The following is a 25152-nucleotide window of genomic DNA, read 5'->3' as shown; positions in this document are numbered from 1 at the left end:
TCATGTCCTGGTTCAATGCCATGCGCCGCAAGGTCGGCCACAGGGACGATCACGGAAAGGAGGAGAGACCTCCTCCTTTCCCGACCCTGTCGACGTTTCTCGGCCTTGCGGCAGTCATGCTCGTCCTCTGGCTGCTGGCCTACAGGCCGCCGCATTTCCTTTCGGCATCCAATCATCGGGTGCCGTCCAACAACACCGAAGCCGGAGCTTCAAAATGAGCAACTCGAAATCAGCCAGCATCATGGATGCCCGCATCTTGGTTCCCGCCATTGGCGGCGCCTTCCGCAAGCTCGATCCGCGCACGCTGGCCAGGAACCCGGTGATGTTCGTCGTTGCCGTCGTCTCGGCGCTCACCACGGTGCTGTTCGTCAAGGACCTGGTCACCGGAGGCGGCAATCTCGGCTTCACGCTGCAGATCATCATCTGGCTTTGGTTTACCGTGCTGTTCGCCAACTTCGCCGAAGCGGTCGCAGAAGGCCGCGGCAAGGCGCAGGCGGATTCGCTGCGCAAGGCACGCACCGAGACCCAGGCCAAGCTTTTGACCGGTGAAGACCGCACCAAATACAAACTCGTGCCCGGCACCAGCCTCAAGGTCGGCGATGCCGTGCTGGTCGAGGCCGGCGACATCATCCCGTCCGACGGCGAAGTGATCGAAGGCGTTGCTTCGGTCAACGAGGCTGCGATCACGGGCGAATCCGCGCCGGTCATTCGCGAATCCGGTGGCGACCGTTCGGCGGTCACCGGTGGCACCCAGGTGCTGTCCGACTGGGTCCGCGTCCGCATCACCGCCGCCTCCGGCCATACCTTCCTCGACCGCATGATCTCACTGGTCGAAGGTGCCGAGCGCCAGAAGACGCCGAACGAGATCGCGCTCAACATCCTGCTCGTCGGCATGACGCTGATCTTCGTGCTGGCCACCGCGACGATCCCGAGTTTTGCCTCCTACTCGGGCGGCTATATCTCGGTGACCGTTCTGGTGGCGCTGTTCGTCACCTTGATCCCGACCACGATCGGCGCGCTGCTTTCGGCCATCGGCATCGCCGGTATGGACCGTCTGGTGCGATTCAACGTGCTGGCCATGTCGGGCCGCGCCGTGGAAGCCGCAGGCGACGTCGACACGCTGCTGCTCGACAAGACCGGCACGATCACACTAGGCAACCGCCAGGCGACGCAGTTTCGCCCGGTCAAGGGCGTCACCGAACAGGAACTGGCCGACGCGGCCCAGCTTGCCTCGCTCGCCGACGAGACGCCGGAAGGCCGCTCCATCGTCGTGCTGGCCAAGGAGAAATACGCCATCCGCGCCCGCGACATGGCAACGCTGCACGCCACTTTCGTGCCCTTCACAGCGCAGACCCGTATGAGCGGCGTCGACATCGATGGTTCATCGGTGCGCAAGGGCGCCGTCGATTCCGTGCTTGCCCATGTCAACCAGTCGGCAGCCGCCGCCCATGGCACGCGCCCAAGCAGCGAATCCATCCGCGATCTCCAGTCCATCGCCGACGAGATCGCCAAGTCCGGCGGCACGCCGCTGGCGGTCGAACGCGACGGGCGCCTGCTCGGCGTCGTCCACCTCAAGGACATCGTCAAGGGCGGCATCAGGGAGCGTTTCACCGAACTGCGCCGCATGGGCATCCGCACGGTGATGATCACCGGTGACAATCCGATGACGGCGGCGGCGATCGCCGCGGAAGCCGGCGTCGACGACTTCCTCGCTCAGGCCACACCGGAGGACAAGCTGAAGCTGATCCGCGACGAACAGGCCAAGGGCAAGCTGGTGGCCATGTGCGGCGACGGCACCAACGATGCACCCGCCCTTGCACAAGCCGATGTCGGCGTCGCCATGAACACCGGCACGGTTGCCGCCCGCGAGGCCGGCAACATGATCGATCTCGACAGCGATCCGACCAAGCTCATCGAGATCGTCGAGATCGGCAAGGCGCTCTTGATGACGCGGGGTTCGCTGACAACCTTCTCGATCGCCAACGATGTGGCCAAGTATTTCGCCATCATTCCGGCGATGTTCGCCGTCTTCTACGTCGCACCGGGACAGACGACCGGCCCGCTGCAGGCACTCAACGTCATGCATCTGGCGACGCCGCAAAGCGCCATCCTGTCGGCCATCATCTTCAACGCGCTGATCATCATCGCGCTGATCCCGCTGTCGCTGAAGGGCGTCAAATACCGCGCCATTGGCGCCGGCGCGCTGCTCAGCCGCAATCTTCTCGTCTACGGCCTCGGCGGCCTCATCGTGCCGTTCGTCGGCATCAAGGCGATCGACATGATCGTCACCGCGCTTGGCCTCGCTTAACTCTTTGTTTTAACGCAATTCCGGACGGAAAACCGCTTCACACTTTTCCTGGAATTGCTTTGAGGAACATCTCCATGCTCACCCAGCTAAGACCCGCGATCATCATGATCGTCTTCTTCACGGTCCTGACCGGCCTGATCTATCCGATCGGCATGACCGGCATCGCCCAGGCGATCTTCCCGCGCCAGGCCAATGGCAGCCTGATCGAGAAGGATGGCAAGGTTATCGGCTCCGAACTGATCGGCCAGGGCTTTGCCAGCGACAAGTATTTCCATGGCCGCCCCTCGGCCGCCGGCGACGGCTACAACGCCGCCGCTTCGAGCGGCAGCAATCTCGGCCCGACCAATCCCAAGCTGATCGACCGCATCAAGGGCGATGCGGAAAGACTGAAGGCGGAGAATCCGAACCAGCCCGTCCCGATGGACCTGGTGACGACGTCCGGCAGTGGCCTCGATCCCGATATCAGTCCCAAAGCAGCCTACTTCCAGGTCGCCAGGGTGGCCAAGGCCAGGGGGATCGATGAAGCCAAGGTCAAGGCGCTTGTCGACAGTCAGGTCGAGGGCAGGGAACTCGGCTTCATGGGCGAACCGGTGGTCAATGTGCTCGGTCTCAACCTTGCGCTGGACGCCGCGAAACAGTGAATGGTGCGGGCTGGGGATCGACAGTATCTCCGGCGCCATCCATGATCGGTCCCGATGCCGGACGACAGAAACAACGACGCCAGACCTTCTCCCGACGCACTGCTTGACCATGCCGAGCGGGAAGGTCGCGGCCGGCTGCGGATATTCCTGGGTGCCGCTCCCGGCGTAGGCAAGACCTATGAGATGCTGATGTCGGGCCGCGCCAGGCTGACCGACGGCGTGGATGTGGTGATCGGTGTCGTCGAGACGCATGGGCGCAAGGAGACACTGGCCCTGGTCGAGGGTTATGAGGTCATTGCCCGCCGCAAGGTCGACTACAAGGGGCGCATCCTCGACGAGATGGACATCGACGCCATCCTCGCCCGGCGCCCGGCGCTGGTTCTTGTCGACGAACTCGCCCACACCAATGCGCCCGGCAGCCGCCATCCCAAGCGCTATCTCGACGTCCAGGAAATCCTGACGCACGGCATCGACGTCTACACGACGCTCAACATCCAGCATGTCGAAAGCCTGAACGACGTTGTCGCCCAGATCACCAAGGTCAGGGTTCGCGAGACGGTTCCCGATTCCATCATCGACCAGGCCGACGATGTCGAGATCATCGATCTCACTCCCGACGACCTGATCAAGCGGCTCGAGGAAGGCAAGGTCTATTTCCCCAACACCGCGCAGCGCGCGATCGAGAACTATTTCTCGCCGGGCAATCTGACGGCGCTCAGGGAGCTGGCGCTGCGCCGCACCGCGCAGCGCGTCGACGACCAGTTGCTGATCCATATGCAGGCCCACGCCATTCCTGGACCGTGGGCTGCGGGGGAAAGGGTACTCGTCTGCGTCGACGCGCGTCCGGGCGGGGCGGCGCGTATTCGCTACGCGCGCAGGTTGGCCGACCGGCTCCGTGCCCCGTGGACGGCGCTGCATGTCGACAGCCCTCGCTCGGCCAGCATGCCCGAAGCGGACAAGGATCGGCTCGCTACGAACCTGCGGCTTGCCGAACAGCTCGGCGCCGAGGTGACCACCATTCCCGGTCAGAACATCGCGCAGGACATTGTTCGCCATGCGACGGCGAACAATTTCACCCATATCGTGGTCGGCAGGCCGACCCGGTCGCGCTGGCGGGAATTGATCGAAGGCTCGCTCACCTACGATCTCATCCGCAACGCCGGTGACATCAGCGTCCATGTCATTTCAGGAACCGAACGCAACGCCGAGGTGACGTCGAGGAGTGTCAAGGCGGCGGACGAGCAGTGGCAGTTCGAGATCTGGCCCTATCTCAAGGCCACGGCCTTTGTCATCGGTTCGCTCGCCTTCGCCGTCGTTCTCGACCAGTTTCTCGACGTTCGCAACCTGGCGATCATTCTTCTCATCGGCGTACTGGCATCGGCGGTAACCGGCGGTCTGTGGCCGGCTCTGTACGCTTGTTTCGCCAGCGCCCTTGCTTTCAATTATTTCTTCCTGGAGCCTCGTTATACGCTGACGATCCGGGATCCGGAGAGCATCGTCGCGCTTGGCGTCTTTCTCGTCGTTGCGGTCATCGCCAGCAATCTGACGGCGCGCGTGCAGCGCCAGGCGGTCGCCGCCCGCTCGCGGGCGCGGGCCACGGAAGACATCTACCTCTTTTCAAAGAAGCTCGCCGGCGCCGGCACGCTCGACGACGTCCTTTGGGCCACGGCCTTCCAGATCGCCTCGATGCTGAAGCTGCGGGTGGTGCTGCTTTTGCCGGAAGACGGGACCATCACCGTCAAGGCCGGCTATCCGCCCGACGACACGCTGGCCGAAGCCGACATCGCCGCCGCCCGCTGGGCCTGGGAGCACAATCGTGCCGCGGGTCGCGGCGCCGACACGCTTCCAGGCGCCAAGCGCCTCTATTTGCCCTTGCGGACGGGGCGCACGGCCATCGGGGTCGTCGGCCTGGACAACGACAAGCAGGGTCCGCTGCTGACGCCCGAGCAGCAGCGGCTGCTTGACGCACTGGCCGACCAGGCGGCGGTCGCCATCGAACGTATTCAATTGGTTGCCGACGTCGACCGTGCCAAGCTCGCGGCCGAGGCGGACAGGCTGCGCTCGGCGCTGCTCACCTCCATTTCCCATGATCTGAAAACGCCGCTCGCTGCCATCATGGGCGCGGCTGGCACGCTGCGGGATTTTTCAGTCGCGCTTCCCGAACCGGACCGGGCCGAACTGCTGTCGACGGTGCTGGACGAATCCGAGCGGTTGAACCGCTTCATCGCCAATCTGCTCGACATGACCAAGATCGAGTCCGGCGCGATGGAGCCGAACTACGCCTTTCACTATGTCGGCGACATCGTCGGCTCCGCCTTGCAAAGGGCCAGGAAAATCATTGGCGAGCACAAGATCGAGACCGACATCCCCAAGGATTTGCCGATGTTGAAGGTCGACCCGGTGCTGTTCGAGCAAGCGTTGTTCAATCTTCTCGACAATGCGGCGAAATATGCCCCGGCAGGCTCGACGATTCGCATGCAGGGTTGGACCGACAATGGCTCCGTCCTGCTGCAAATCATGGATGAAGGGCCAGGCATTCCTCCCGGCGATCTGGAACGGATTTTCGACACGTTCTATCGAGTGCGCAAGGGCGACCAGATCCGCGCCGGTACGGGGCTCGGCCTGTCGATCTGCCGCGGCTTCGTCGAAGCGATGGGTGGCACGATCATGGCGGCAAACCGGACCGACGGTTCGGGCGCGGTGTTCACCATCAAAATGCCCAGGCCGGCAAATCCGCCCAATTTCGACGCTTCGAATACCGACGACCACGATGTGGGTGACCTGGCATGACAAACTCGAACGTCAGAATATTGGTCGTCGATGACGAGCCGCCGATCCGCAAGCTGCTGCGCGTCGGGCTCGGCAGCCAAGGTTATGCGGTCAGCGAGGCGCCGAACGCGAAGGTGGCGATCGAGCTGATGGAGGCGGAGAAGCCGGACCTCGTCCTGCTCGACCTTGGGCTGCCCGGCATGAGCGGCCATGAACTGCTGCGCAAATGGCGCGACGATGGTCTCGACATTCCAGTGGTCATCCTGTCCAGCCGGACCGACGAGGCCGGCATCGTCCAGGCCCTGGAACTCGGCGCCGACGACTATGTCACCAAGCCTTTCGGCATGAATGAGCTGGTGGCGCGCATTCGCGTGGCGCTCCGCCACAAGTTCCAGCAGCAGGGCGAGAAGCCGATTTTCCAGACCGGCGATCTCAGCGTCGATCTGGTCAAGCGCATCGTCAAGGTCGAGGGCAAGGAGGTAAAGCTCTCGCCGAAGGAATACGACATCCTGCGCATGCTGGTGCAGCACGCCGGCAAGGTGCTGACCCATCATTTCCTGTTGAAGCAGGTCTGGGGCGACTCGACCGACGTGCAGTATCTCAGGGTCTATGTGCGGCAGCTCAGGCAGAAGATCGAGAAGAGCCCCGACCAGCCGCGCTACATCACCACCGAGACCGGCGTCGGCTACCGCCTGCGCGAGGTCGAGTGAGCAGGCCAGGTTTTAGCCGATAGCTTCCCGTGGCTGGCCAAGCGGTCTGGAAACCCGCAAGGCCGCGAGGCAGCCGACAATGCCGAGCGGCACGAAGGCAAGAAACAACCACGACGCGACATTCGCCGCCGCGTCGTGGTTCAGACCTTGCGAAAAGCCGCTGGCGTTGGCGACGATGCCGGCGAGTGCGGCGCCCACGGCATAGCCGATGCGCTGCATGGTCGGCACCGCCGCCGAGGCGATGGTCTGCTCGCCCTCCGGCGCGGAGGCCACGATGACGCGCGTGAGGAAGGGCCAGGCCACGCCGAAGCCGCCGCCTTGCAGCAGGGCGCAGATCAGGATCAGCGGAATGGAGCCCAGCGGTATCGCATACGCAAAGCCTGCGATGCCGGCCGCGATCATCACCGCGCCGCCGACGATGATCAGCCGCTCGCGCTGCGGCGGCGCGTTGGCGACCAGGATCGACAGGATCGACCAGGCGATCGATTCGGCGGCGATGATGTAGCCGGTGGTCAGCAGCGGAATGTCGTGAAGACTGGTCAGCAACAGCGGCCCGTAGACGCCGAAGGAACAGGTCGCCACCGAAAAGGCGGCAACCATGGTCATGCCGGCGCCGACCGGCGTGCGCCACGAGAACAGCCGCGCCGGAAACAGCCGCGAACGCGGCTTCAGCGCGTCGATGGTGAAGAACAGCACCAGGCCTATCAGGCCGAAGGCCATCAGCAGCGAAGAGCGCAGCAAGGCGATGTCGACGCCGGCCGAGGCAATCAACACCACGGCGACGGCAAGGCAGCCAAGGGCCGCGAACGGGAAGGGCGGCGCCTTGCCCGTGCTCGTCTTGGGTTTCGTCGCCTGCGGCGTGTCGAGCACGATGAAGCTTGCCAGCGCCATGGCAGTGCCGCCGAGAGTAAAGATGCCGAAGGCCCAGCGCCATGACAACAGCTCGGTCATGATCGCGCCGAGCAATGGTCCGCTGAAGGCGGCGACGCCCCAGATCGCCGACATGATGCCGAAAAGCTGCGGCCAGATGGCGCGCGAGAACAGTCGTTCGACCGAGACGAAGGCCAGCGACACCAGCGCACCGCCGCCAAGTCCTTCGATCAGGCGGCCGGCGAGGAACAGTGGCATGGAAGGCGAGGTGGCGCATATCAGCGCGCCTGCTGCGTAGAGCAGCGCGGCGACCACCATGTTGGTGCGCAAGGGGACATAACTCACCAGTCGTCCGGCGGCTGCGCCGGCAACGATGGCGCCGAGTTCGTAGATCGCCAGCGACCAGCCGACGAGCTGTACGCCCGCCAGTTCGCCGACCATGGCCGGCATCACCGTTGCCACCATCGTCTCGTTGGTGGCGTGCAGCAGGATGCCGAGGCTGATGAAGCAGAAGCGCGCCAGGTCGCCGCTTGCCCACAATAAGCGCCAGTCGACCCTGTTCGTGCTGATCTCGGTCATTTCCACCCCTGTCTTGCATATCTCGACGCCAGCGCAGCACGCCAGAAGCCAGTACGGGTTTCCGGCAGGACCATGCGAATCGACAGCGCCGGATCGAGGCGTTGTGGCGTTCGGGGCAGGCTTGTAAAACCTCAACCGGGGTTGAGCTCAAGCGGTTTTTTTGAAGATCGTTCGCGCGGCAGCCTTTCCGGTTGCGGGTTCGTTGCGCGATCAGTTCTCGGTGCTGCGCAGCTGGAATTGGCTGACGCCGATCGCGAGGTTCATGCCGGTCTGCGTCTGCAAGCTGAGCGGCTGCAAGGTGAAGGCCTGAGAGGAGCCGCCGACCAGCAGATTGGCGCCGGCGCCGACGGCGGCCGTCACCTCCGCGCTGGCGCCGATGTAGTCGCCGGCCAGCGCACCCGGCGCATAGATGTTCTTCAGCGGCGTCAGCACGATCCACTGCATGACCGTCTGCTTCGTCGTGCCGATGTCGAGGCCGTATTTGTTGACAGCGCCGAAATAGGCTTCCGGCGCGAAGCTTTTGTCGGCGGGGTTAAAGGTGCAGCTCAGATCCTTGCTCGAGCCGAAGATGAAGCCGGTGCCGCCGCCTATGGCGCAGTCAAGCGTACCGACTTCCATGCCTCGGTCCTGCGCCTGCACCGCTCCGGATAGCGTGGTGAACATGGCGGCAGCTATGGCTGTCTTCAGCATGATGGTTCCCCTCCAAAATCAAACGGCGCGGAACCATCCTATCTGGTTCCGCGCCGCGGAGTGAGGGGCATGGAGCGCACGGCTCCATGCAATCACTTGAATGAATGGATCAACTGGAGCGAGGTCACGGCCACGGCAAGGTTGACGCCGGTCTGCGCCTGGACGCTGAGCGGCTCCAGCATGAAGGCGCTGTCCAGGCCGCCAACCAGCAGATTGGCGCCGCCGCCGGTCACCACGCTCGCTTCGGCGTTGACACCGTAGTAGCTGCCGGCGAGATCGCCTCCGTCACTGTCCCGGGTCGCAGCCAGCACGGCCCAGACGAGCTGGCCCTGATGCGTCTGGCCGACATCGAGGCCGATCTTGGAAATGACGCCTGTGTAAACCTCGGACGGCCCGTGATGATGAGGCCGGAAGACACAGGACACGCCCTTGTTGGAAGCGACGATATAAGCGGTGCCGCCGTCGATGGTGCAATCGAGCGTGCCGAGTTGCAGCTTGCCGGCGCTGGCCGGAGCCACCGCGAACATCGTCGTGGCGAGGGCAGCGGCGCAGGCGAGTTTCTTGATCATGGGAGGGTCCTTTCGCAAAATACTTTCAACAACGGCTTGGGTGGGTAGACCGTTCCGCCGAAAACTTGGCGCGATCAAGGCAGGGGCCGAAAGCCTCCTGCCGGGGTTAATGCGCGGTTGCGAAGTGCGTCCTTTCGGACACGCAAAGAATCCCGCGGCACTTGGATGTCATGCGGATTTGTATGGGAAGCCGAAACCGAGATCAGCTGACGCGGGCGAGGCCATCCTTGGCCGGCTGGTAGGTAGGGTCGAGGCGAACGGCTTCCTTATAGGATTTCGCGGCCTTCGCCTTGTCGCCGCGCCGCTCATAGATCAGCGCCTGGTTGGACCAGGCCTCGGCATTCCTGCCGTCGAGCTTGATCGCCATGTTGAAATCGGAGAAGGCATTGTCTTCGTCGTTGGTCGCCAGATAGGAGAGGCCGCGGCCATTGTAGGGTTCGGCGGCGTCCGGCGCCAGCGAGATGGCGGTCGAGAAGTCCTCGATGGCGAATTTGTGCTGGCCCTGGCTCTGATAGATCAGGCCTCGATTGTGGTAGGCGCGCGCGTCGGTCGTATCGAGCTGGATCGCCTTCTGAAAGTCGTTGAAGGCGTCCTGGGTGCGACCCGCCTTGCGGTAGAGATTGCCGCGGCCGATATAGGCGGCGTCATAGTTCGAGTTGATCTGGATCGAACGGTTGTAGTCCGCCAGCGCGGCTTCCTGGTTGCCGAGGAAGCGCTGGATGAGCGCGCGATTCGAATAGGCCTGGAAGAAATTCGGATTGAGCTGGATGGCTTGATTGAAATCCTTGAGCGCCGCCTGGTACTGACCGCCACGGCCATAGGCCGAGCCGCGCACATTGTAGCCTTCGGGATCCTGGGGATTGCGCTGGATGACCCCCGACAGCGAGGAAATGTTCTCGCTCGACCCTTGCGCCTTGTCGATGTTGTTGAATTCACCGGTCGGGCCTGCCGTTTGGCAGCCGGCAAGCGCCAGTCCGGAGAGCAGGGCTGCTGTCAGGGCGAAACCACGCAATGCGGTCCCGCGCTCCACGCTTGTTGCGTTCATGTCTGCCCTGTCCTCACTTCAAGCCGCGTCGTTCAGGTCCGGCTCCCCCTCCGGACCGGTCACATCAAACAAAAAGGTGGCGGCGATTCCACATCGCGCCACCTCTGATATCCTTCGAAAAGGACGAAAAATTGGCGTTAGAACCGCGGCGGACGCGGAGCGCCACCTGCACCGCCGGCGGCGCCAGCAGCGACCGGGCGCGGCGTCATCGGCAGCAGGCCTTCGCGCTGGGCGCGCTTGCGGGCCAGCTTGCGGGCGCGGCGAACGGCTTCAGCCTTTTCGCGGGCGCGCTTCTCGGACGGCTTCTCGTAGTGACCGCGCATCTTCATTTCACGGAAAATGCCTTCGCGCTGCATCTTCTTCTTGAGAGCGCGAAGCGCCTGATCAACGTTATTGTCGCGGACGAGTACCTGCACGGGCAATCCTGTCTTTCGGGTTTGATATCAACAGGCAAGCGGCCATAGCCACTAGCCTCCGCGGCGGTTTACACCACGAATTGTGGCGGCTGATAGCAGAATCATGCCGCGCTGTCCACAGCGGAAATGAATTTGCGGGGCCAGCCGCCGTCTGTTTGCCTTGATATAAGGAGCCGACTAGGCCGTCGCGAGGTGCAGCAGCTCGAAATCCTCGAAGAACTCGCCGTAGTCGCAGGTGATCTCCTCGCCCACGGCGATGTCGCGGGTCGCGGTGGCCCCGCCATATTGCGAAAAATCCGTATTCGGATTGCTGGAATGGTTCATGAAGCGGCCATTGTCGACTTCATAGACCAGGAAACCTGGCCGGTCCGGGCTCGGATAGGCATAGCGGTCGAGCAGCTCCCTGAGATGCGGGGGTGCCGTCTCGTATTTGTCCATGGGGATCAGCCGGTCGAAATCCGGATCGAGCCGCCAGATCGAAGCGCCTTTCCTGATCGGCTCCGCGGCGAACACGCCGACACCTTCGATCGCACTCGCAGTCACATAGGTTCTGATCAGCATCATGGTTCCAGACCCCGCTTTTGGACATAAACGGAATCGCCAAATCGCGGCGAAAAATCAAGAGCGGCCGTTTGCCTGGCGGCTATGAACATGCGTCCCGCCGCTGGAATCTTCACGTCCGGTTGATCGACACGCCGCCATCGGCAAACAGAGCCGCTCCGGTGGTGAAGCTCGAGGCGTCGGAGGCGAGATAGAGTGCCGAGCGGGCGATCTCCTCCGGCATCGCGATACGCTTCAAAGCATGCAGGCCTTCGACGAAAACCCGTGATTCCGGGGTCTTGAAGGTTGCCGCCGGTGTGTCGGTGCCGCCGGGCAGCAGCGCGTTGACCCGCACGCCTTTCGGGCCGTATTCGGCGGCCAGCACCTGTGTCAGTCCGATCAGGCCGGCCTTGCTCGCGGCATAACTAGTCATGCCGGGCATGCCGACTGTGTGACCAACGAAGGTGGAGGTGAAGATCAGCGAACCGCCGCCGCGCTCGATCATTGCCGGCACCTGGTATTTGGCGCCGAGAAACGCGCTGGTGAGGTTGGTGTCGAGCGTCTCGCGCCATCCCTCCAGCGGCAGGTCCGAAATCGGCCCCATCCGGCCAACGGCGCCGGCATTGTTGAAGGCGATGTCGAGCCCGCCGAACTTTTCGACCGCCAGATCGACAAGGGCCTTTGCATAGGCTTCGTCCCTGACATCGCCGGCAAGCGCGATGGCCGCGCCATCATTGTCTTCTATCTCGGCGACGAGCGTATCGAGCTCGGCCTGACGGCGGGCGGCGACGATGACCTTGGCGCCTTCCTCGGCAAAGAGTTTTGCCGAGGCCCGGCCGATGCCGGAACTGGCGCCGGTGACGATGGCGATCTTGTTTGCGAGTGCGAACATTTTTGCATCCTTTTCTTCGCGCCGGCCTGACCGGCAGTTGGGGTGCTTGGTCGCAGATCGAGGCAAGGCGAGCCACCCGATACGTGCCAAGATGCTGGAAAGCGCCGACGCACCAGATGCGTCTTTTTCACCACGGCGCAAAACGGCAAGCGCCGTCGCAAACAGCGCAAGGGTGGAAGCGCTGTTTCGCTAGTGATACACCTCGCGCGCCGGGACCGAACGAACGCCGGCCGCCATTCGCGAAGCCTTTTTGGGGCGAGGTTGGGACGTTGAAGAAATATTCGGTATTCGCCATCGCCCGGGAAGCCATGCGCGGCCACAAGGGCTGGGAGGAACAGTGGTCCTCGCCTGAGCCCAGGAAAGAATACGACGTCATCATCGTCGGCGCCGGCGGCCATGGCCTGGCCACCGCCTATTACCTCGCCACGGTGCACGGCATCACCAATGTCGCGGTGCTGGAAAAGGGCTGGCTCGGCGGCGGCAACACCGGCCGCAACACCACCATCATCCGCTCCAACTATCTCTATGACGAGAGCGCCGGCATCTACGACCACGCGCTGAAGCTGTGGGACGGGCTCAGCCAGGAGCTCAATTACAACGTCATGTATTCGGCGCGGGGCGTCATGATGCTCGCGCACAATGTGCACGACGTGCAGGTGCTGAAGCGTCACGTGCACGCCAACCGGCTGAACGGCATCGACAATGAGTGGCTGACGCCGGAGCAGGCGAAGGAATTCTGCCCACCGCTCAACACCTCCAAGGAGGCGCGCTATCCGGTGGTCGGTGCGGCGCTGCAGAGGCGCGGCGGCACGGCCCGTCATGATGCCGTTGCCTGGGGCTATGCGCGCGGCGCCTCGGCGCGCGGCGTCCACATCATCCAGAATTGCGAGGTCACCGGGGTCAAGCGGGCGGCCAATGGCGCGGTGATGGGCGTCGACACGACGCGCGGCTTCATCGGCGCCAAGAAGGTGGGCGTCGTTGCCGCCGGCCATTCCTCCGTCATCATGAACATGGCCGGCGTGCGCATGCCGCTGGAAAGCTATCCGCTGCAAGCGCTGGTGTCGGAACCGGTCAAGCCGGTGGTTCCCTGCGTGGTGATGTCGAACACGGTGCACGCCTATATCTCGCAGTCCGACAAGGGCGAGCTGGTGATCGGCGCCGGCACCGACCAGTATGTCTCCTACTCGCAGACCGGCGGCTTGCACATATTGCAGCATACGCTCGACGCCATCTGCGAGATGTTCCCGATCTTCACGCGCATGAAGATGCTGCGCTCGTGGGGCGGCATCGTCGACGTCACGCCCGACCGCTCGCCGATCCTGGCCAAGACGCCGGTGCCCGGCCTCTATGTCAATTGCGGCTGGGGCACGGGCGGCTTCAAGGCGACGCCGGGATCGGGCCATGTCTTTGCCCATACGATCGCCAGGGACGATCCGCATCCGATCAACGCGCCCTTCACCATCGAGCGCTTCCGCACCGGACGGCTCATCGACGAGGCGGCGGCGGCGGCGGTGGCGCACTGATGATGGCGCAGATGGCTGTCGCGATGCCGCTGATGCTGGCGGGGGAACAAGTGCTGGCGGGGGAACGGGGCATGTTCCATTTTCCCTCGCCGGACGAAGTGCGCACGCAGCCGATCAGCCGCACCGGCAACGAAACCGTCTGGCCGTTTTCGGTCGATGACGGCACGCTGGCCTGCGTCTGGAGTGGCGGCCAGAGAGTGGTGATGTTCTTCGAGGGACGACCCGAAGGACTCGACGAGGCCGAGACATTCCAGCCGCGTCAAGTCATCGTCACCACCGATCCGATGCAGCTCACCCTCGGCAACATGGCGTCCCGCGATCTGTTTCGTCCCGCTGCAAGCGTGGAAGAGCGCATCCGGCTCGTCGCACCGTTCGCGACCTTGGGACAGAAGCTTTGCGATCAACCGGCGGGCGCCCACGTCGGCCACGGCGAATTGTAGGAACCAGGACAATGCTTCTCATCCGCTGCCCCTATTGCGAGGAAGAGCGTCCGGAACTCGAGTTCCGCAACGCTGGCGAGGCGCACATCGCGCGCTCGGCCAATATGGCCGGCGAGAGCGACGACGATTTTGAAAAGTTCTTCTTCATCCGCTCCAACCCCAAGGGCATCATTTATGAGCGCTGGCGGCACATGCATGGCTGTGCGCGCTTCTTCAATGCCGTACGCGACACCGTCACCGACAAATTCGTCATGACCTACAAGGCCGGCGAGCCCAAACCCACCAAGCTGCCGAAAAACTCCAACGAAGTGGTTGCCAAATGAGCGGCGCGTTCCGCATTCCCGGCGCTGGCCGCTTCAGCCAAGCCAAGACCGCGCGGTTCAGCTTCGATGGCCAGTCCTATGCCGGCATCGAGGGCGACACGCTGGCCTCGGCGCTGCTCGCCAATGGCGTCCATCTCGTCGGCCGTTCGTTCAAGTACCACCGTCCGCGCGGCATCCTGTCGGCGGGCGCCGAGGAGCCGAACGCCCTGGTCGAAATCAGGCGCGACGCGGCACGCAAGACGCCGAACGTGCGGGCGACCGTGCAGGAGCTCTATGATGGGCTTGATGCGCAGTCGCAGAACCGCTGGCCGTCACTGTCCTTCGACCTCGGTGCGGTCAGCGATATCGCCTCGCCGCTGCTTTCGGCCGGCTTCTACTACAAGACCTTCATGTGGCCGAAAGCGGCGTGGAAGACGCTCTATGAGCCAAAGATCCGCGCCGCGGCCGGTCTTGGCGTTTCCCCGGACCAGCCGGATCCCGACCATTATTCATCGCGCTATGCGCATTGCGACGTGCTGGTGCTGGGCGGCGGTGCGGCAGGCATCGCGGCAGCGCTTGCGGCGGCCGAGACCGGCGTGCGCGTCATCCTCGCCGACGAGCAGGCCGAGTTCGGCGGCAGCCTGCGTTTCGAGAGCGGCGCGAAGATCGACGGCCAGGACGGTTTTGCCTGGGCGCAAGCTGCCGTGGCGAAGCTCGCCGCGATGGACAATGTCCGCGTGCTGTCGCGCACGACGGCGTTCGGCTACTATGCGCAGAATTTTATCGGGCTGGTCGAGCGTGTCAGCGAACATCTGAGGACCCCCGGCTACGATCTGGCGCGCGAGCGGCTTTGGCAGGTCCGGGCCAAGCGCGTGGTGCTGGCCTCCGGTGCGATCGAGCGCCACATGGTGTTTGCCGACAATGACCGGCCCGGCATCATGCTGGCGGGTGCCGCGCGCACCTATCTCAACCACTATGGCGTCGCCGTCGGCAGGAATGTCGGCGTCTACACCGCCAATGATTCCGCCTATGCAGCGGCGATCGACCTGAAGAAAGCCGGCGTCAACGTGGCGGCGATCGTCGATCTGCGCGACAATCCGACCGGACCGGTGATCGACGAGGCGAGGGCGCTCGGCATCGAGGTCAATTTCGGCCGCGCGGTGATCCGCGCCGGCGGCAAGCTCAGGGTCTCGTCGATGACCGTGCAGCCGAAGAATGGCGGCGGCGAACGCACCATCGCGGTCGATGCGATACTGATGTCGGCCGGCTGGACGCCGTCGGTGCATCTGTTCTCGCAGTCGCGCGGAAAGGTCGCCTTCAACGACGAGACCAAGCGCTTCGTGCCGGGCATCTATGCGCAGGACTGCGTCTCGGTCGGCGCCTGCAACGGCACCGACGGGCTGTCTGCGACGGTCGATGAGGCCTATGCGGCAGGCGCCAAGGCGGCCAGGGATGCGGGTGCCAAAACCGCCAAGGGCAGCAAGCCGAAGGTAGACGCCTCGGAGAGCTGGTCGCGCGGCATGCTGGGTGCAGCGCCCGGCGCCGGGTCGGATACGACGGTGAAGGCCTTCGTCGATTTCCAGAACGACGTCACCGCCAAGGACATCCGCCAGGCGGTGCACGAAGGCATGCGCTCGATCGAGCACGTCAAGCGCTTCACCACCAACGGCATGGCGACCGACCAGGGCAAAACCTCCAACATGCACGGCTTGGCGATTGCCGCCGAGACGCTGGGCAAGCCGATCCCGGAAGTCGGCCTGACCACGTTCCGGGCGCCCTATACGCCGGTCACCTTCGGCGCGATCGTCAGCCATGCGCGAGGTCCGCTGTTCGACCCGACACGCAGAACCGCGATCCATCCCTGGGCCGAGGCGCAAGGTGCCATGTTCGAGGATGTCGGCCAGTGGAAGCGCGCCTGGTATTTCCCCAAGGCGGGCGAGGACATGCACGCGGCGGTCGACCGCGAATGCGTCGCCGTGCGCAAGACGGCTGGCCTGTTCGATGCCTCGACGCTGGGCAAGATCGAAGTGGTCGGGCCGGACGCGGCCAAATTCATGGAGCTGCTCTACACCAACCCATGGGAGAAGCTGGAGCCCGGCCGCTGCCGCTACGGCATCATGCTGCGCGAGGACGGGTTCATCTATGATGACGGCGTCGTCGGCAGGCTGGCCCCCGACCGTTTCCACGTGACGACGACGACCGGCGGCGCGCCGCGCGTCATGAACCACATGGAGGACTATCTCCAGACCGAGTTCCCGCATCTCAATGTCTGGCTGACCTCGATCACCGAGCAATGGGCTGTTATCGCGGTGCAGGGACCCAAGTCGCGCGACATCATCGCGCCGCTGCTCGAAGGCATCGACATGTCGGACGAGGCGCTGCCGCACATGTCGGTGCGCGAAGGCAAGATCTGCGGCGTGCCGACGCGGCTGTTCCGCATGTCGTTCACCGGCGAGCGCGGCTTCGAGGTGAACGTGCCGGCCGACTATGGCCAGGCGGTCTGGGAAGCGCTGTGGGCCGAAGGCCAGAAGCATGGTGCGGCTGCTTATGGCACCGAGGCGATGCACGTGCTGCGCGCCGAAAAGGGCTACATCATCGTCGGCCAGGACACCGACGGCACGGTAACGCCGAACGACGCCGGCCTCGATTGGGCGGTCGGCAAGAAGAAGCCGGACTTCGTCGGCATCCGCGGCCTGACGCGGCCAGATCTGGTCGCCAAGGGCCGCAAGCAATTGGTCGGCCTGAAGACCAGGGATCCCAAGGTGGTGCTGGAAGAGGGCGCGCAGATCGTCGAGGACCCGAAGCAGGCGATCCCGATGAAGATGATCGGCCATGTCACCTCGAGCTACTGGTCGGAAAATTGCGGCCGCTCGATCGCTCTGGCGCTGGTCGCCGGCGGCCGCGACCGGATGGGCGAGACCCTCCATGTGCCGATGCCGAAGGGGGTGATCGAAGTGGAGGTTACCGGCATGGTGTTCTTCGACGAGACGGGAGGGCGCCTCAATGGCTAAGGCCGCTGCAAGAAAGACGGCTCCGGCTGCATCGCCTTCGGTCGAACGCCGTCCGGCGCTGGCTGGGCGCAGCACCACTGCCGCCAGCGTCAAGGTCGAGGTGCTGCCGCCGGCCGAGCGCGTTTCATTACGGGCGCCGGAGGCTTCGGTCGCAGCGCTTTCAAAGGCGCTCGGCGTGACCTTGCCGAACAAGCCGAAAACCGCTGCCGCGAACGGCGGGCGCACCGCTCTGTGGCTCGGCCCCGACGAATGGCTGGTCATCGATGAGGCCGACAACGATCCGCTCGCCGATTGCGCCAAAGTATCCGCGCTGCATTCGGCGGTCGGCGTCTCGCATCGCAACATCGCGATATCAGTGACGGGTGCCGGAGCGGCGGCGACCATCAATGCGGGCTGCCCGCAGGACCTGTCGCTCGACGCCTTCCCGGTGGGAGCAGCGTCGCGCACCATCCTGGGCAAGACCGAGATCGTGCTGCTGCGCACGGGTAACGACGCCTTCCGGGTCGAATGCTGGCGTTCCTTCTCGGACTATGTCTTTACTTTGCTGTCCGAGGGATCGCGCGACGCGGCGGTCTGAACTCGGAACGTTTTGCAGGGCACGCTCGTTCTGCATCCGCACGCCGAGGGAGAATGCCGATGCCGTCGAATTCCGCGCCGAAGTCGCCGGTCATAAAGACATCGGCTGTCCGCTCGCTCGAACACGAGCGGCACGAAGCGCCGAGCGCCGAAGACGAACTCGAGGAAGGCCTCGAAGACACGTTCCCGGCCAGCGATCCGATATCCATCACTGGAACGGCCATTCCTGGAGCTCCGGCAAAACCAGGCAAGGCCAAGACCGTGCCCGGGCGCAAGAGGCGCAAGCCGTAGTTTCCATCGGGCAAGATCTCATCGGGCCTTCTCAATCCCCTTGGACATGCTATTTAAAGCGCTTTGGGAGATGAAAATGCCGACAAAAGCGATCGTATGGGGCGAGAACGTCCACGAGCAGACCAATGAAGCCGTGCGCGACCTCTATCCCTTGGGGATGCACGGCACCATTGCCGCCGCCCTCAACCAGGACAAGGGCATCGAGGCGACCACCGCCACCTTGCAGGAACCCGAACATGGCCTGAGCGAGAAGCGCCTGGCGGCCACCGACGTGCTTTTGTGGTGGGGCCACGCGGCGCATGGCGAGGTCAAGGACGATATCGTCGAGCGGGTGCAGAAGCGGGTCTGGGAAGGGATGGGCCTGATCGTGCTCCATTCCGGCCACTACTCGAAGATATTCAAGCGGCTGATGGGCACGCCCTGTTCGCTGAAATGGCGCGAGGCGGGCGAGCGCGAGCGCGTCTGGGCGATCAACCGCGGCCACCCGATCGCGCAAGGCATCGGCGAGTGCCTGGAGATCGGCGAGACGGAAATGTATGGCGAGCCGTTCGCCGTGCCGGAGCCGCTCGAGACGGTGTTCGTCTCCTGGTACGAGGGTGGTGAGGTGTTCCGATCCGGGCTGACCTACCAGCGCGGTGCAGGACGGATCTTCTACTTCTCGCCCGGCCACGAGACCTATCCGATCTATCACAATGAGGGCGTGCAGCAGGTGCTGCGCAACGCCGTCCATTGGGCGCACAACCCGGCGCCGGCCTGGTCCGGCATCACCAACGCGCCGAACGTGCCGACGGATGCGGCCAAGGAGAAGATCGTGCAGAAGGGGCTGCGCCTGCATGCCGACGGCGACAACGGCCTGAGTTGATTCGGGCCTGAGCTGATCGGGGGCTTGAGTTGCTTAAGGCGTGAGTTGATTGGGGCTTGGGGCTAATGCACCGAATTCTTCTGCTCGGCACCGGCGGTATCGCCGGGCATCATGTCGAGGAGTTTGCCGAGATCCCGGGCTGCAGCATCGTCGCCTGTGTCGACCAGGTGCCCGGCCGCGCCGCAGCGTTTGCCGCCGTCAGCAAGATCGGCGAATCTTTCGAGAGCCTGGAGGCGGCGATCGCCTGGGGTCAGTTCGATGCCGCCATCAACGCGACGCCGGATGGTGCGCATATGGCGACGACGCTGGCGCTGCTTGCCCAGGGAAAGCATGTGTTTTGCGAAAAGCCGCTGGCGCCGAACCACGCCGACGCGCTTGATATGACCGAAGCGGCGAGGCTGCAGGGGTGGTCAACATGGTCAACCTGACCTATCGCAACTCACCGGCGATTCATGAAGCGCGGCGCATGGTGCTGGCCGGCGAGATCGGCGAGCTGCGCCATGTCGAGGCGAGCTACCGGCAAAGCTGGCTGGTCAGCCAGTCATGGGGCGACTGGCGGGTCGAGGACAAATGGCTGTGGCGCTTGTCCAGCCGGCACGGTTCAACCGGCGTGCTGGGCGACGTCGGCATCCACATCCTGGACTTCGCCACCTATGGCGCCGATCAGGACATCGTCAGCCTCCACGCCGATCTGGTGACGTTTCCGAAGGCCGAGGGCGAGCGCATCGGCGACTATCTGCTGGATGCCAATGACAGCGTGGCGATGACGGCCCGGCTCAGTTCCGGCGCGCTCGCCACGATCGCGGCGAGCCGCTACATGACCGGCCACGCCAACGATTTGTCGCTGGCCCTGCACGGCACCAAGGGCGCCATCAGGGTCGAGACCGACGGCAAGGCATCCAACCTGTCGGCCTGTCTCGGCGGCGATGTCGATCTTCAGCAATGGCGAACGCTGGCGCTGCCCAGTGTCAAGCGCAATGCGCGACGCTTTGCCGATGCGCTGGATACAGGCCGGAATCCGATCCGTCGTTCCGGCGTGCCGCCGACATGCAGAAGCTGATTGACGCGGCCTTCGAGAGTTCAGCGGCGAAGCTGCCGGTTTCGGTCAGCTGAAGTTTCCACCTGACCGGCTTGTGCCGGCCAGAAGTGATGTCCTGCAAATATCAGAACGAGCTCGGCACGATCCAAGGATTGATGTCGATGCCGAGGCGCGGACCTTTGCCTTCAGCGGTATTTTCCGTGGCGCCCTTCTTCTCGACCGAACCGGTCGAAGCGCAATCGAGCTTCACGTTGGTCTTGGTGTCAACGCAGGCCGCCACCGGCGCATGCTTGACGGGGTGGGTGGTGTTGGCGGCGAAGGCCGAGCCCGAAAGTGCCAGCACGGCGGCGAGGGTGAGGAGTATCTTTTTCATTGTCAGTCTCCGTTTTCGACGGGTGAATTTCTCTCGTACATGTACGATGCACTGTACATATACGCCCGTCGATCGCGAAGTTCAAGGAAAACCGTACGCGTACAATAAATTTTTTGTTAACCAAGAAACCCCCCAGGTCTGGAGGGGATACACAAACCAAAGGAAACGGCGTTCAGCAGTTGACCGGTGTCTCGGTCAGTGGCGGCACGTTTTGCGTGCTGAGCGTGGCAAGCGTGAAATCGCACATCCGCTTCACGAAGGCCTGCGGGTCGCCGAAGGGGTAGAACGGAAAGGTGATGAGCAGCGAGATCGTGCCGTGGCCGACCGCCCACAGCATGGTGGCGATGGCGCGCGGATCGCCCTGCAATTTGCCGGCGGCGACGCAGGCCTCGACCCTGCTGATCAGCACCTTCATAGCAGGGTTGCTCTCTTCCATTTCGTTGTAGCCTTCTGGCAGCTTGGTCTTTTCGGTCATGAACACGGTGCGGTATTCGTTGGGATTGCCGAGTCCGAAAGCGGCATATTCGGTCATCACCGCCTGCAAGGCCTCGATCGGATCGTCGGACGGATGCTCCTCGATGCGGCGGGCAAGCGTCTCGAATGCATCCTCGGCCAGAGCGAACAGGATGTCCTGCTTGTCGGCGAAGTAGGAATAGACCGACATCGGGGCGTAGCCGACCCGCTTGGCCAGCTTGCGGATGGTCAGGCCTTCATAGCCTTCCTCCTGGACGAGCTTGTGCGCGGCCTCGACCAGTTCGGAGCGCAGTTCGGCCTTTTGTTTCTCGCGGCGTGTCGGGACGCTCGGCGGCAAGATCTGGTGCCTTTGGTTGGTTGGTGTCTGGCTAAATTATATACGCTGTACGGAAACGGACAAGAGCGCGGGAGGTTCCCAAGCGGTATGCTTCGGATCGTGCCGACGCTTGTCGAAGTTGGCGGCACCCGTGATCAGCACCTTTGCTCCGTCAAAGCGGCCCATCACGCCTCCTTGTCGATCAGCTTCGCGGCAAGACGCGAAAGCAGCTTCACCGCCTCGCCATAGGTCCGGGCTTTTTCCGGATTGGAGGCGTTGCCGTCCAGCGCCCGCTTGTAGACGCCTTGGCAGATCGCGGCCAGCCGGAAGAAGGAAAAGGCCAGGAAGAACGTCCAGTTGCCGATACCGGTGAGCCCGCGCCGCCGGCAGTAGGCGGCGACGTAGTCCGTTTCGGAGGGCAGCCCGAGCGCCGCGCGGTTGATGCCGCCCAGGCCGCGAAAACCCGACGCGTGCGGCAGCCGCCATTGCATGCACTGATAGGCGATATCGGCGAAGGGGTAGCCTGATGTCGACAGTTCCCAGTCGAGCACCGCCAGAACTTTTGGCCGGTGGGGCGCGAAGATCAGATTGTCCAGCCGGTAATCGCCATGGACCAGGGAGACGCGGCCGTCATCCTCCGGTATGTGTGTCTCCAGCCAGGCAATCAACCGGTCCATATCGGCCACCGTGCCGGTCTCCGAGGCGCGGTACTGGCTGGTCCAGCGCGCCAGCTGGCGCTCGAAATAACTGCCCGGTCGGCCGAAATCGCCGAGCCCCACGGCCTCGACATCGACCTCGTGCAGCGCGGCAAGAGTGTCGTTCATGGCATCGTAGATGGCGGCGCGTTCATCGTTGTCGCGAGCCTCCGGCAGGGCCGGATCCCAGAAAATGCGGCCGTCCAGGAAATCCATCACGTAGAACATACGGCCGATGGGCGAGTCTTCCGCCGACAGATGCAGCATGGCAGGCACAGGCACGGCGGTGCCGGCAAGCGCGCTCATTACCCTGAATTCGCGATCGACCTGATGCGCCGATTTCAGCAATTGCCCCGGCGGCTTGGCGCGCAGCACATAACGGCCGCTTGCCGCCGTCAAAAGGTAGGTCGGGTTCGATTGGCCGGATTTGAACTTCTCAACTGCCTCAAGGCCGGAAAAGCCAGGTATGTTCGCCTCGAGGTAAGGCGCAAGCGCTGCCTGGTCCAGAACGGGATCACTCATGCCGTCTCGGGCTGGCGTTCGATCAAGGTCAGCGTCAACCAGCGCGCGGTCAGTGCCGGCTTCTTCGAACCCTCGATCTCGATCGTCACGTCATGCGCGGTCTGCACCCAGCCCGACGGCCTGACCTTGACGTCGGCCAGCACGAACCGCGTGCGGATGCGCGCGCCGGTCTTCACCGGCGCTAGGAAGCGCAGCGAATCGAAGCCGTGGTTGACGCCCATCTTGCCGTTTTCCAGCGGCGGCATGGTCTCGAAAGTCATCGCCGACAACAGCGACAGCGACAGGAAGCCGTGCGCGATGGTGCCGCCGAACGGCGTTTCGCGCATGGCCCGCTCCGGATCGCAGTGGATGAACTGGTGGTCGTCGGTGGCGTCGGCGAACTGATCGATCATGCGTTGCGTGACCGCCCGCCACGGCGACACGCCAACCTCCTTGCCGACACTGGCCAGAAGCACATCGAGACTGATCGGTTCCACGCTCATGTCCTCCAGTTCCCCCCGGCTTCTGTGGCCGGAAAATGTCATTCCTTGAACAAGGTCAGCCCATGCTGCACCGACTGTCCGCCGTCGATCGGCAGAATGGCGCCGGTGATGTAGCTGCCTGCACGGCTGCACAAATAGAGCGTTGCGCCGGCAATGTCATCCGGTGCGCCGATACGGCCGATCGGAACATGGCTGCCGACGTGCCTGGCCTGCTCATCCGTGCCCGTGGCGAATGCCGTCATCCGGCTCTGGAAGGGGCCGGGAGCGAAGGCATTGACGGTGATGCGGCGGCCGGCGAACTCGAGCGCAAGGGTGCGGGTCAGATGATGCACGGCTGCCTTGGACGCCGTGTAGGAATAGGCGTCGTCGGCCAGCGGCTGCGTGCCCATCACCGAACCGAGATTGATCACCCTGGCCGGATCGGCGTCGCTGGCGGCAGCGTCGAGCAGTGGCAGCAATTCGCGGGTCAGATGGAAGACCGCGGTGACATTGACGCCAAACACCTTGGCCCAAGCCGAATAGGGGAAGCTTTCCAGCGGCGCGCCCCAGGAGACGCCGGCATTGTTGACCAGAATATGCAGTTTCCCGGTCCGCGCCTTGACCGCGGCGACGAGTGCAGCGATGCCGGCTTCGCTAGAAACGTCCCCGGCGAAGCCCTCGGCCCGGCCCGGTGCACCAAGCTCGTTCAACTCTTCGGCGACCTGGATGCAATCCTCGCCCTTGCGCGACGCGATCATCACGCTGGCGCCGGCCCTGACCAGCCCGGTCGCCGCCATGCGGCCTATGCCGGTCGCGGCACCCGTCACCAGCGCGGTCTTGCCGGCCACCGAAAACAGCTCGTCCAGATAGCTCATCACAATCCTCCGCGCTCGGCATGCGGGCAAACAGTTCGCGTTGACAAGGCTATCCGAAGTACGGTCATCCTTGCCACTGACAAAATGCCTGGCATGCATGAAGGGTTAGCGACCGATGACGGAGATGAATCTCGGCATGACCGAGCGGCTGAAGCCGATCCACGCGCGCGTCGCGGCCATGGTTCGCGACGAGATCATGCCGCTCGACAGGGAATTCCTGAGCGAGGTGGGCAAGGCAGGCAACCGCTGGGTCTACAGTGCGCGCCAGAGCGAGATCCTCGAAGGGCTGAAGAAAACCGCAAGGGAGCGCGGCCTGTGGAATTTCTGGCTGACCGGCTCGGAACGCGGCTACGGCCTTTCCACCGTCGAATATGCCTATCTGGCCGAGGAGATGGGCAAGGCGCATCTTGGCGCCGAGACCTTCAACTGTTCGGCGCCCGACACCGGCAATATGGAGGTGCTGGAACGGTACGGCTCGGCCGACCACAAGAAAGAATGGCTGGAACCGCTGATCGAGGGCAAGATCCGCTCGGCCTATCTGATGACCGAGCCGGATGTCGCGTCGTCCGATGCCACCAACATTGCCATGCGCTGCGAACGCCAGGGCGACGACTACGTGCTCAACGGCGAGAAATGGTGGGCTTCGGGCGCCGGCGATCCGCGCTGCGCCATCTACATCGTCATGGTCAGGACCGGCGGCGATGACGAGCCGCAGCACCGCCGTCATTCGATGATCCTGGTGCCATCAGGCACAAGGGGTGTGACCAAGGTCCGGGCCATGCAGGTTTATGGCGATGACGACGCGCCGCACGGCCACATGCATCTTCGCTTCGACAATGTGCGGGTACCGACATCGAACCTGATCCTCGGCGAGGGCAGGGGGTTCGAGATCGCGCAAGGGCGGCTCGGTCCCGGCCGCATCCACCATTGCATGCGCGCCATCGGCCAGGCCGAGATGGCGCTCGAGATGCTGTGCCAGCGTTCCTTGCGCCGCGAGGCCTTCGGCCAGAAGCTGGCAAAGCTCGGCGCCAATTTCGACATCATCGCCGAATGCCGCATGGAGATCGAGATGGCCCGGCTGCTCTGCCTCAAGGCGGCGTGGATGATCGACCAGGGCGACGCCCGCGCCGCAGCCCCCTGGATCAGCCAGATCAAGGTGGTGGCACCCCGCGTCGCGCTCAAGGTCACCGACGAGGCGGTGCAGATGTTCGGCGCGCAAGGCATCAGCCAGGACACGCCGCTGGCGCGGTCGTGGACGCATCTGCGGACCTTGCGCCTTGCCGACGGGCCGGACGCCGTGCATCGCCGTCAGGTGGCGCGCACCGAGCTGAAGAAATACACGCAAGAAAAGGTCTGAGCGCCG

Annotated in this window: 25 protein-coding genes and 1 pseudogene; 14 read left to right on the top strand and 12 right to left on the bottom strand. The window is 63.9% G+C overall.

Features of this window, described 5'->3' with window-relative positions:
- Window positions 1–2 precede the first annotated feature (2 nt).
- From NKH95_RS11315 to NKH95_RS11295, 5 genes are all read left to right on the top strand, one after another.
- On the top strand, window positions 3–218 hold the full coding sequence (locus NKH95_RS11315) for a hypothetical protein (protein ID WP_023810138.1): 216 nt from the start codon (window positions 3–5) through the stop codon (window positions 216–218).
- Window positions 215–2308 (top strand): potassium-transporting ATPase subunit KdpB, encoded by a 2094-nt coding sequence (gene kdpB / locus NKH95_RS11310; protein WP_128303165.1) that lies wholly within the window; start codon window positions 215–217, stop codon window positions 2306–2308. The genes NKH95_RS11315 and kdpB overlap by 4 nt, the downstream gene beginning before the upstream one ends.
- Window positions 2309–2382: 74 nt before the next feature.
- Window positions 2383–2949, top strand: coding sequence for a potassium-transporting ATPase subunit KdpC (gene kdpC, locus NKH95_RS11305; protein WP_023810136.1), 567 nt, complete (start codon window positions 2383–2385; stop codon window positions 2947–2949).
- 54 nt (window positions 2950–3003) lie between these two features.
- Window positions 3004–5739 (top strand): DUF4118 domain-containing protein, encoded by a 2736-nt coding sequence (locus NKH95_RS11300; protein WP_352629527.1) that lies wholly within the window; start codon window positions 3004–3006, stop codon window positions 5737–5739.
- Window positions 5736–6428 carry a response regulator transcription factor gene (locus NKH95_RS11295; protein ID WP_023810134.1) on the top strand — a complete coding sequence of 231 codons (693 nt, stop codon included), beginning with the start codon at window positions 5736–5738 and terminating at the stop codon, window positions 6426–6428. Before NKH95_RS11300 ends, NKH95_RS11295 begins: the two co-directional genes overlap by 4 nt.
- Before the next feature lie 12 nt (window positions 6429–6440).
- On the opposite strand, the gene NKH95_RS11290 is transcribed toward NKH95_RS11295, so the two are convergent.
- The 7 genes from NKH95_RS11290 to NKH95_RS11260 form a co-directional block, all read right to left on the bottom strand.
- Window positions 6441–7877, bottom strand: coding sequence for an MFS transporter (locus NKH95_RS11290; protein ID WP_023810133.1), 1437 nt, complete (start codon window positions 7875–7877; stop codon window positions 6441–6443).
- Window positions 7878–8087: 210 nt separating this feature from the next.
- Window positions 8088–8567 carry a DUF992 domain-containing protein gene (locus NKH95_RS11285; protein WP_023810132.1) on the bottom strand — a complete coding sequence of 160 codons (480 nt, stop codon included), beginning with the start codon at window positions 8565–8567 and terminating at the stop codon, window positions 8088–8090.
- A 92-nt stretch (window positions 8568–8659) separates the two neighbouring features.
- Window positions 8660–9136, bottom strand: a complete 477-nt coding sequence (locus NKH95_RS11280; protein ID WP_027037654.1) for a DUF992 domain-containing protein — start codon at window positions 9134–9136, stop codon at window positions 8660–8662.
- Between the two features lie 202 nt (window positions 9137–9338).
- On the bottom strand, window positions 9339–10181 hold the full coding sequence (locus NKH95_RS11275; RefSeq protein ID WP_027037653.1) for a tetratricopeptide repeat protein: 843 nt from the start codon (window positions 10179–10181) through the stop codon (window positions 9339–9341).
- Window positions 10182–10318: 137 nt separating this feature from the next.
- On the bottom strand, window positions 10319–10597 hold the full coding sequence (gene rpsU / locus NKH95_RS11270) for a 30S ribosomal protein S21 (RefSeq protein WP_023810129.1): 279 nt from the start codon (window positions 10595–10597) through the stop codon (window positions 10319–10321).
- Window positions 10598–10774: 177 nt separating this feature from the next.
- A complete protein-coding gene (locus tag NKH95_RS11265) occupies window positions 10775–11161 on the bottom strand; it encodes an SET domain-containing protein (RefSeq protein ID WP_352440901.1) in 387 nt (128 codons plus the stop codon).
- Between the two features lie 109 nt (window positions 11162–11270).
- On the bottom strand, window positions 11271–12029 hold the full coding sequence (locus tag NKH95_RS11260) for an SDR family oxidoreductase (protein ID WP_352440902.1): 759 nt from the start codon (window positions 12027–12029) through the stop codon (window positions 11271–11273).
- 269 nt (window positions 12030–12298) lie between these two features.
- On the opposite strand from NKH95_RS11260, the gene NKH95_RS11255 reads away from it, so the two are divergent.
- The 8 genes and pseudogenes from NKH95_RS11255 (at window position 12299) to NKH95_RS11220 (ending at window position 20147) form a co-directional block, all read left to right on the top strand.
- Window positions 12299–13552: a sarcosine oxidase subunit beta gene (locus NKH95_RS11255; RefSeq protein WP_352891574.1), complete on the top strand. Its 1254-nt coding sequence runs from the start codon at window positions 12299–12301 to the stop codon at window positions 13550–13552.
- Complete coding sequence (locus NKH95_RS11250; RefSeq protein WP_023810125.1) at window positions 13552–13992, top strand: hypothetical protein; 441 nt, start codon at window positions 13552–13554, stop codon at window positions 13990–13992. The genes NKH95_RS11255 and NKH95_RS11250 overlap by 1 nt, the downstream gene beginning before the upstream one ends.
- A gap of 11 nt (window positions 13993–14003) precedes the next feature.
- Window positions 14004–14315, top strand: a complete 312-nt coding sequence (locus NKH95_RS11245; protein ID WP_023810124.1) for a sarcosine oxidase subunit delta — start codon at window positions 14004–14006, stop codon at window positions 14313–14315.
- Window positions 14312–17305 (top strand): sarcosine oxidase subunit alpha, encoded by a 2994-nt coding sequence (locus NKH95_RS11240; protein ID WP_352891573.1) that lies wholly within the window; start codon window positions 14312–14314, stop codon window positions 17303–17305. Before NKH95_RS11245 ends, NKH95_RS11240 begins: the two co-directional genes overlap by 4 nt.
- The gene (locus tag NKH95_RS11235) at window positions 17298–17882 is read left to right on the top strand and encodes a sarcosine oxidase subunit gamma (RefSeq protein WP_352629510.1); all 585 of its coding nucleotides are present in this window, start codon (window positions 17298–17300) and stop codon (window positions 17880–17882) included. Before NKH95_RS11240 ends, NKH95_RS11235 begins: the two co-directional genes overlap by 8 nt.
- 59 nt (window positions 17883–17941) lie before the next feature.
- A complete protein-coding gene (locus tag NKH95_RS11230; protein ID WP_023810121.1) occupies window positions 17942–18172 on the top strand; it encodes a hypothetical protein in 231 nt (76 codons plus the stop codon).
- A 76-nt stretch (window positions 18173–18248) separates the two neighbouring features.
- Window positions 18249–19034, top strand: coding sequence for a ThuA domain-containing protein (locus NKH95_RS11225; protein WP_352891571.1), 786 nt, complete (start codon window positions 18249–18251; stop codon window positions 19032–19034).
- Between the two features lie 65 nt (window positions 19035–19099).
- Window positions 19100–20147: pseudogene (locus NKH95_RS11220) on the top strand (Gfo/Idh/MocA family protein).
- A gap of 50 nt (window positions 20148–20197) precedes the next feature.
- Here the strand turns inward: NKH95_RS11220 and NKH95_RS11215 are convergent.
- From NKH95_RS11215 to NKH95_RS11195, 5 genes are all read right to left on the bottom strand, one after another.
- Window positions 20198–20446: a DUF680 domain-containing protein gene (locus NKH95_RS11215; RefSeq protein ID WP_023810118.1), complete on the bottom strand. Its 249-nt coding sequence runs from the start codon at window positions 20444–20446 to the stop codon at window positions 20198–20200.
- Between the two features lie 172 nt (window positions 20447–20618).
- Window positions 20619–21257 (bottom strand): TetR/AcrR family transcriptional regulator, encoded by a 639-nt coding sequence (locus tag NKH95_RS11210; RefSeq protein WP_023810117.1) that lies wholly within the window; start codon window positions 21255–21257, stop codon window positions 20619–20621.
- Window positions 21258–21421: 164 nt separating this feature from the next.
- Complete coding sequence (locus NKH95_RS11205) at window positions 21422–22453, bottom strand: phosphotransferase family protein (protein ID WP_352722276.1); 1032 nt, start codon at window positions 22451–22453, stop codon at window positions 21422–21424.
- The gene (locus tag NKH95_RS11200; protein ID WP_023810115.1) at window positions 22450–22935 is read right to left on the bottom strand and encodes a MaoC family dehydratase; all 486 of its coding nucleotides are present in this window, start codon (window positions 22933–22935) and stop codon (window positions 22450–22452) included. Before NKH95_RS11200 ends, NKH95_RS11205 begins: the two co-directional genes overlap by 4 nt.
- A gap of 38 nt (window positions 22936–22973) precedes the next feature.
- On the bottom strand, window positions 22974–23789 hold the full coding sequence (locus tag NKH95_RS11195) for an SDR family oxidoreductase (RefSeq protein WP_023810114.1): 816 nt from the start codon (window positions 23787–23789) through the stop codon (window positions 22974–22976).
- Window positions 23790–23904: 115 nt separating this feature from the next.
- On the opposite strand from NKH95_RS11195, the gene NKH95_RS11190 reads away from it, so the two are divergent.
- Complete coding sequence (locus NKH95_RS11190; RefSeq protein WP_023810113.1) at window positions 23905–25146, top strand: acyl-CoA dehydrogenase family protein; 1242 nt, start codon at window positions 23905–23907, stop codon at window positions 25144–25146.
- Window positions 25147–25152: the final 6 nt, after the last annotated feature.

Origin of the sequence: Mesorhizobium sp. M0848, assembly GCF_040319805.1 — a bacterium.
Lineage (GTDB): Bacteria > Pseudomonadota > Alphaproteobacteria > Rhizobiales > Rhizobiaceae > Mesorhizobium.
The sequence above is the reverse complement of the archived record's forward strand: the minus strand, read 5'-3'. Positions and strand labels throughout refer to the sequence as shown.

Coding starts and splice junctions, on each gene's coding strand:
- NKH95_RS11315 (WP_023810138.1), top strand. CDS start 3: ATGTCCTGGTTCAATGCCATGCGCCGCAAGGTCGGCCACAGGGACGAT.
- kdpB (WP_128303165.1), top strand. CDS start 215: ATGAGCAACTCGAAATCAGCCAGCATCATGGATGCCCGCATCTTGGTT.
- kdpC (WP_023810136.1), top strand. CDS start 2,383: ATGCTCACCCAGCTAAGACCCGCGATCATCATGATCGTCTTCTTCACG.
- NKH95_RS11300 (WP_352629527.1), top strand. CDS start 3,004: ATGCCGGACGACAGAAACAACGACGCCAGACCTTCTCCCGACGCACTG.
- NKH95_RS11295 (WP_023810134.1), top strand. CDS start 5,736: ATGACAAACTCGAACGTCAGAATATTGGTCGTCGATGACGAGCCGCCG.
- NKH95_RS11290 (WP_023810133.1), bottom strand. CDS start 7,877: ATGACCGAGATCAGCACGAACAGGGTCGACTGGCGCTTATTGTGGGCA.
- NKH95_RS11285 (WP_023810132.1), bottom strand. CDS start 8,567: ATGCTGAAGACAGCCATAGCTGCCGCCATGTTCACCACGCTATCCGGA.
- NKH95_RS11280 (WP_027037654.1), bottom strand. CDS start 9,136: ATGATCAAGAAACTCGCCTGCGCCGCTGCCCTCGCCACGACGATGTTC.
- NKH95_RS11275 (WP_027037653.1), bottom strand. CDS start 10,181: ATGAACGCAACAAGCGTGGAGCGCGGGACCGCATTGCGTGGTTTCGCC.
- NKH95_RS11265 (WP_352440901.1), bottom strand. CDS start 11,161: ATGATGCTGATCAGAACCTATGTGACTGCGAGTGCGATCGAAGGTGTC.
- NKH95_RS11260 (WP_352440902.1), bottom strand. CDS start 12,029: ATGTTCGCACTCGCAAACAAGATCGCCATCGTCACCGGCGCCAGTTCC.
- NKH95_RS11250 (WP_023810125.1), top strand. CDS start 13,552: ATGATGGCGCAGATGGCTGTCGCGATGCCGCTGATGCTGGCGGGGGAA.
- NKH95_RS11245 (WP_023810124.1), top strand. CDS start 14,004: ATGCTTCTCATCCGCTGCCCCTATTGCGAGGAAGAGCGTCCGGAACTC.
- NKH95_RS11240 (WP_352891573.1), top strand. CDS start 14,312: ATGAGCGGCGCGTTCCGCATTCCCGGCGCTGGCCGCTTCAGCCAAGCC.
- NKH95_RS11235 (WP_352629510.1), top strand. CDS start 17,298: ATGGCTAAGGCCGCTGCAAGAAAGACGGCTCCGGCTGCATCGCCTTCG.
- NKH95_RS11230 (WP_023810121.1), top strand. CDS start 17,942: ATGCCGTCGAATTCCGCGCCGAAGTCGCCGGTCATAAAGACATCGGCT.
- NKH95_RS11225 (WP_352891571.1), top strand. CDS start 18,249: ATGCCGACAAAAGCGATCGTATGGGGCGAGAACGTCCACGAGCAGACC.
- NKH95_RS11215 (WP_023810118.1), bottom strand. CDS start 20,446: ATGAAAAAGATACTCCTCACCCTCGCCGCCGTGCTGGCACTTTCGGGC.
- NKH95_RS11205 (WP_352722276.1), bottom strand. CDS start 22,453: ATGAGTGATCCCGTTCTGGACCAGGCAGCGCTTGCGCCTTACCTCGAG.
- NKH95_RS11200 (WP_023810115.1), bottom strand. CDS start 22,935: ATGAGCGTGGAACCGATCAGTCTCGATGTGCTTCTGGCCAGTGTCGGC.
- NKH95_RS11195 (WP_023810114.1), bottom strand. CDS start 23,789: ATGAGCTATCTGGACGAGCTGTTTTCGGTGGCCGGCAAGACCGCGCTG.
- NKH95_RS11190 (WP_023810113.1), top strand. CDS start 23,905: ATGACGGAGATGAATCTCGGCATGACCGAGCGGCTGAAGCCGATCCAC.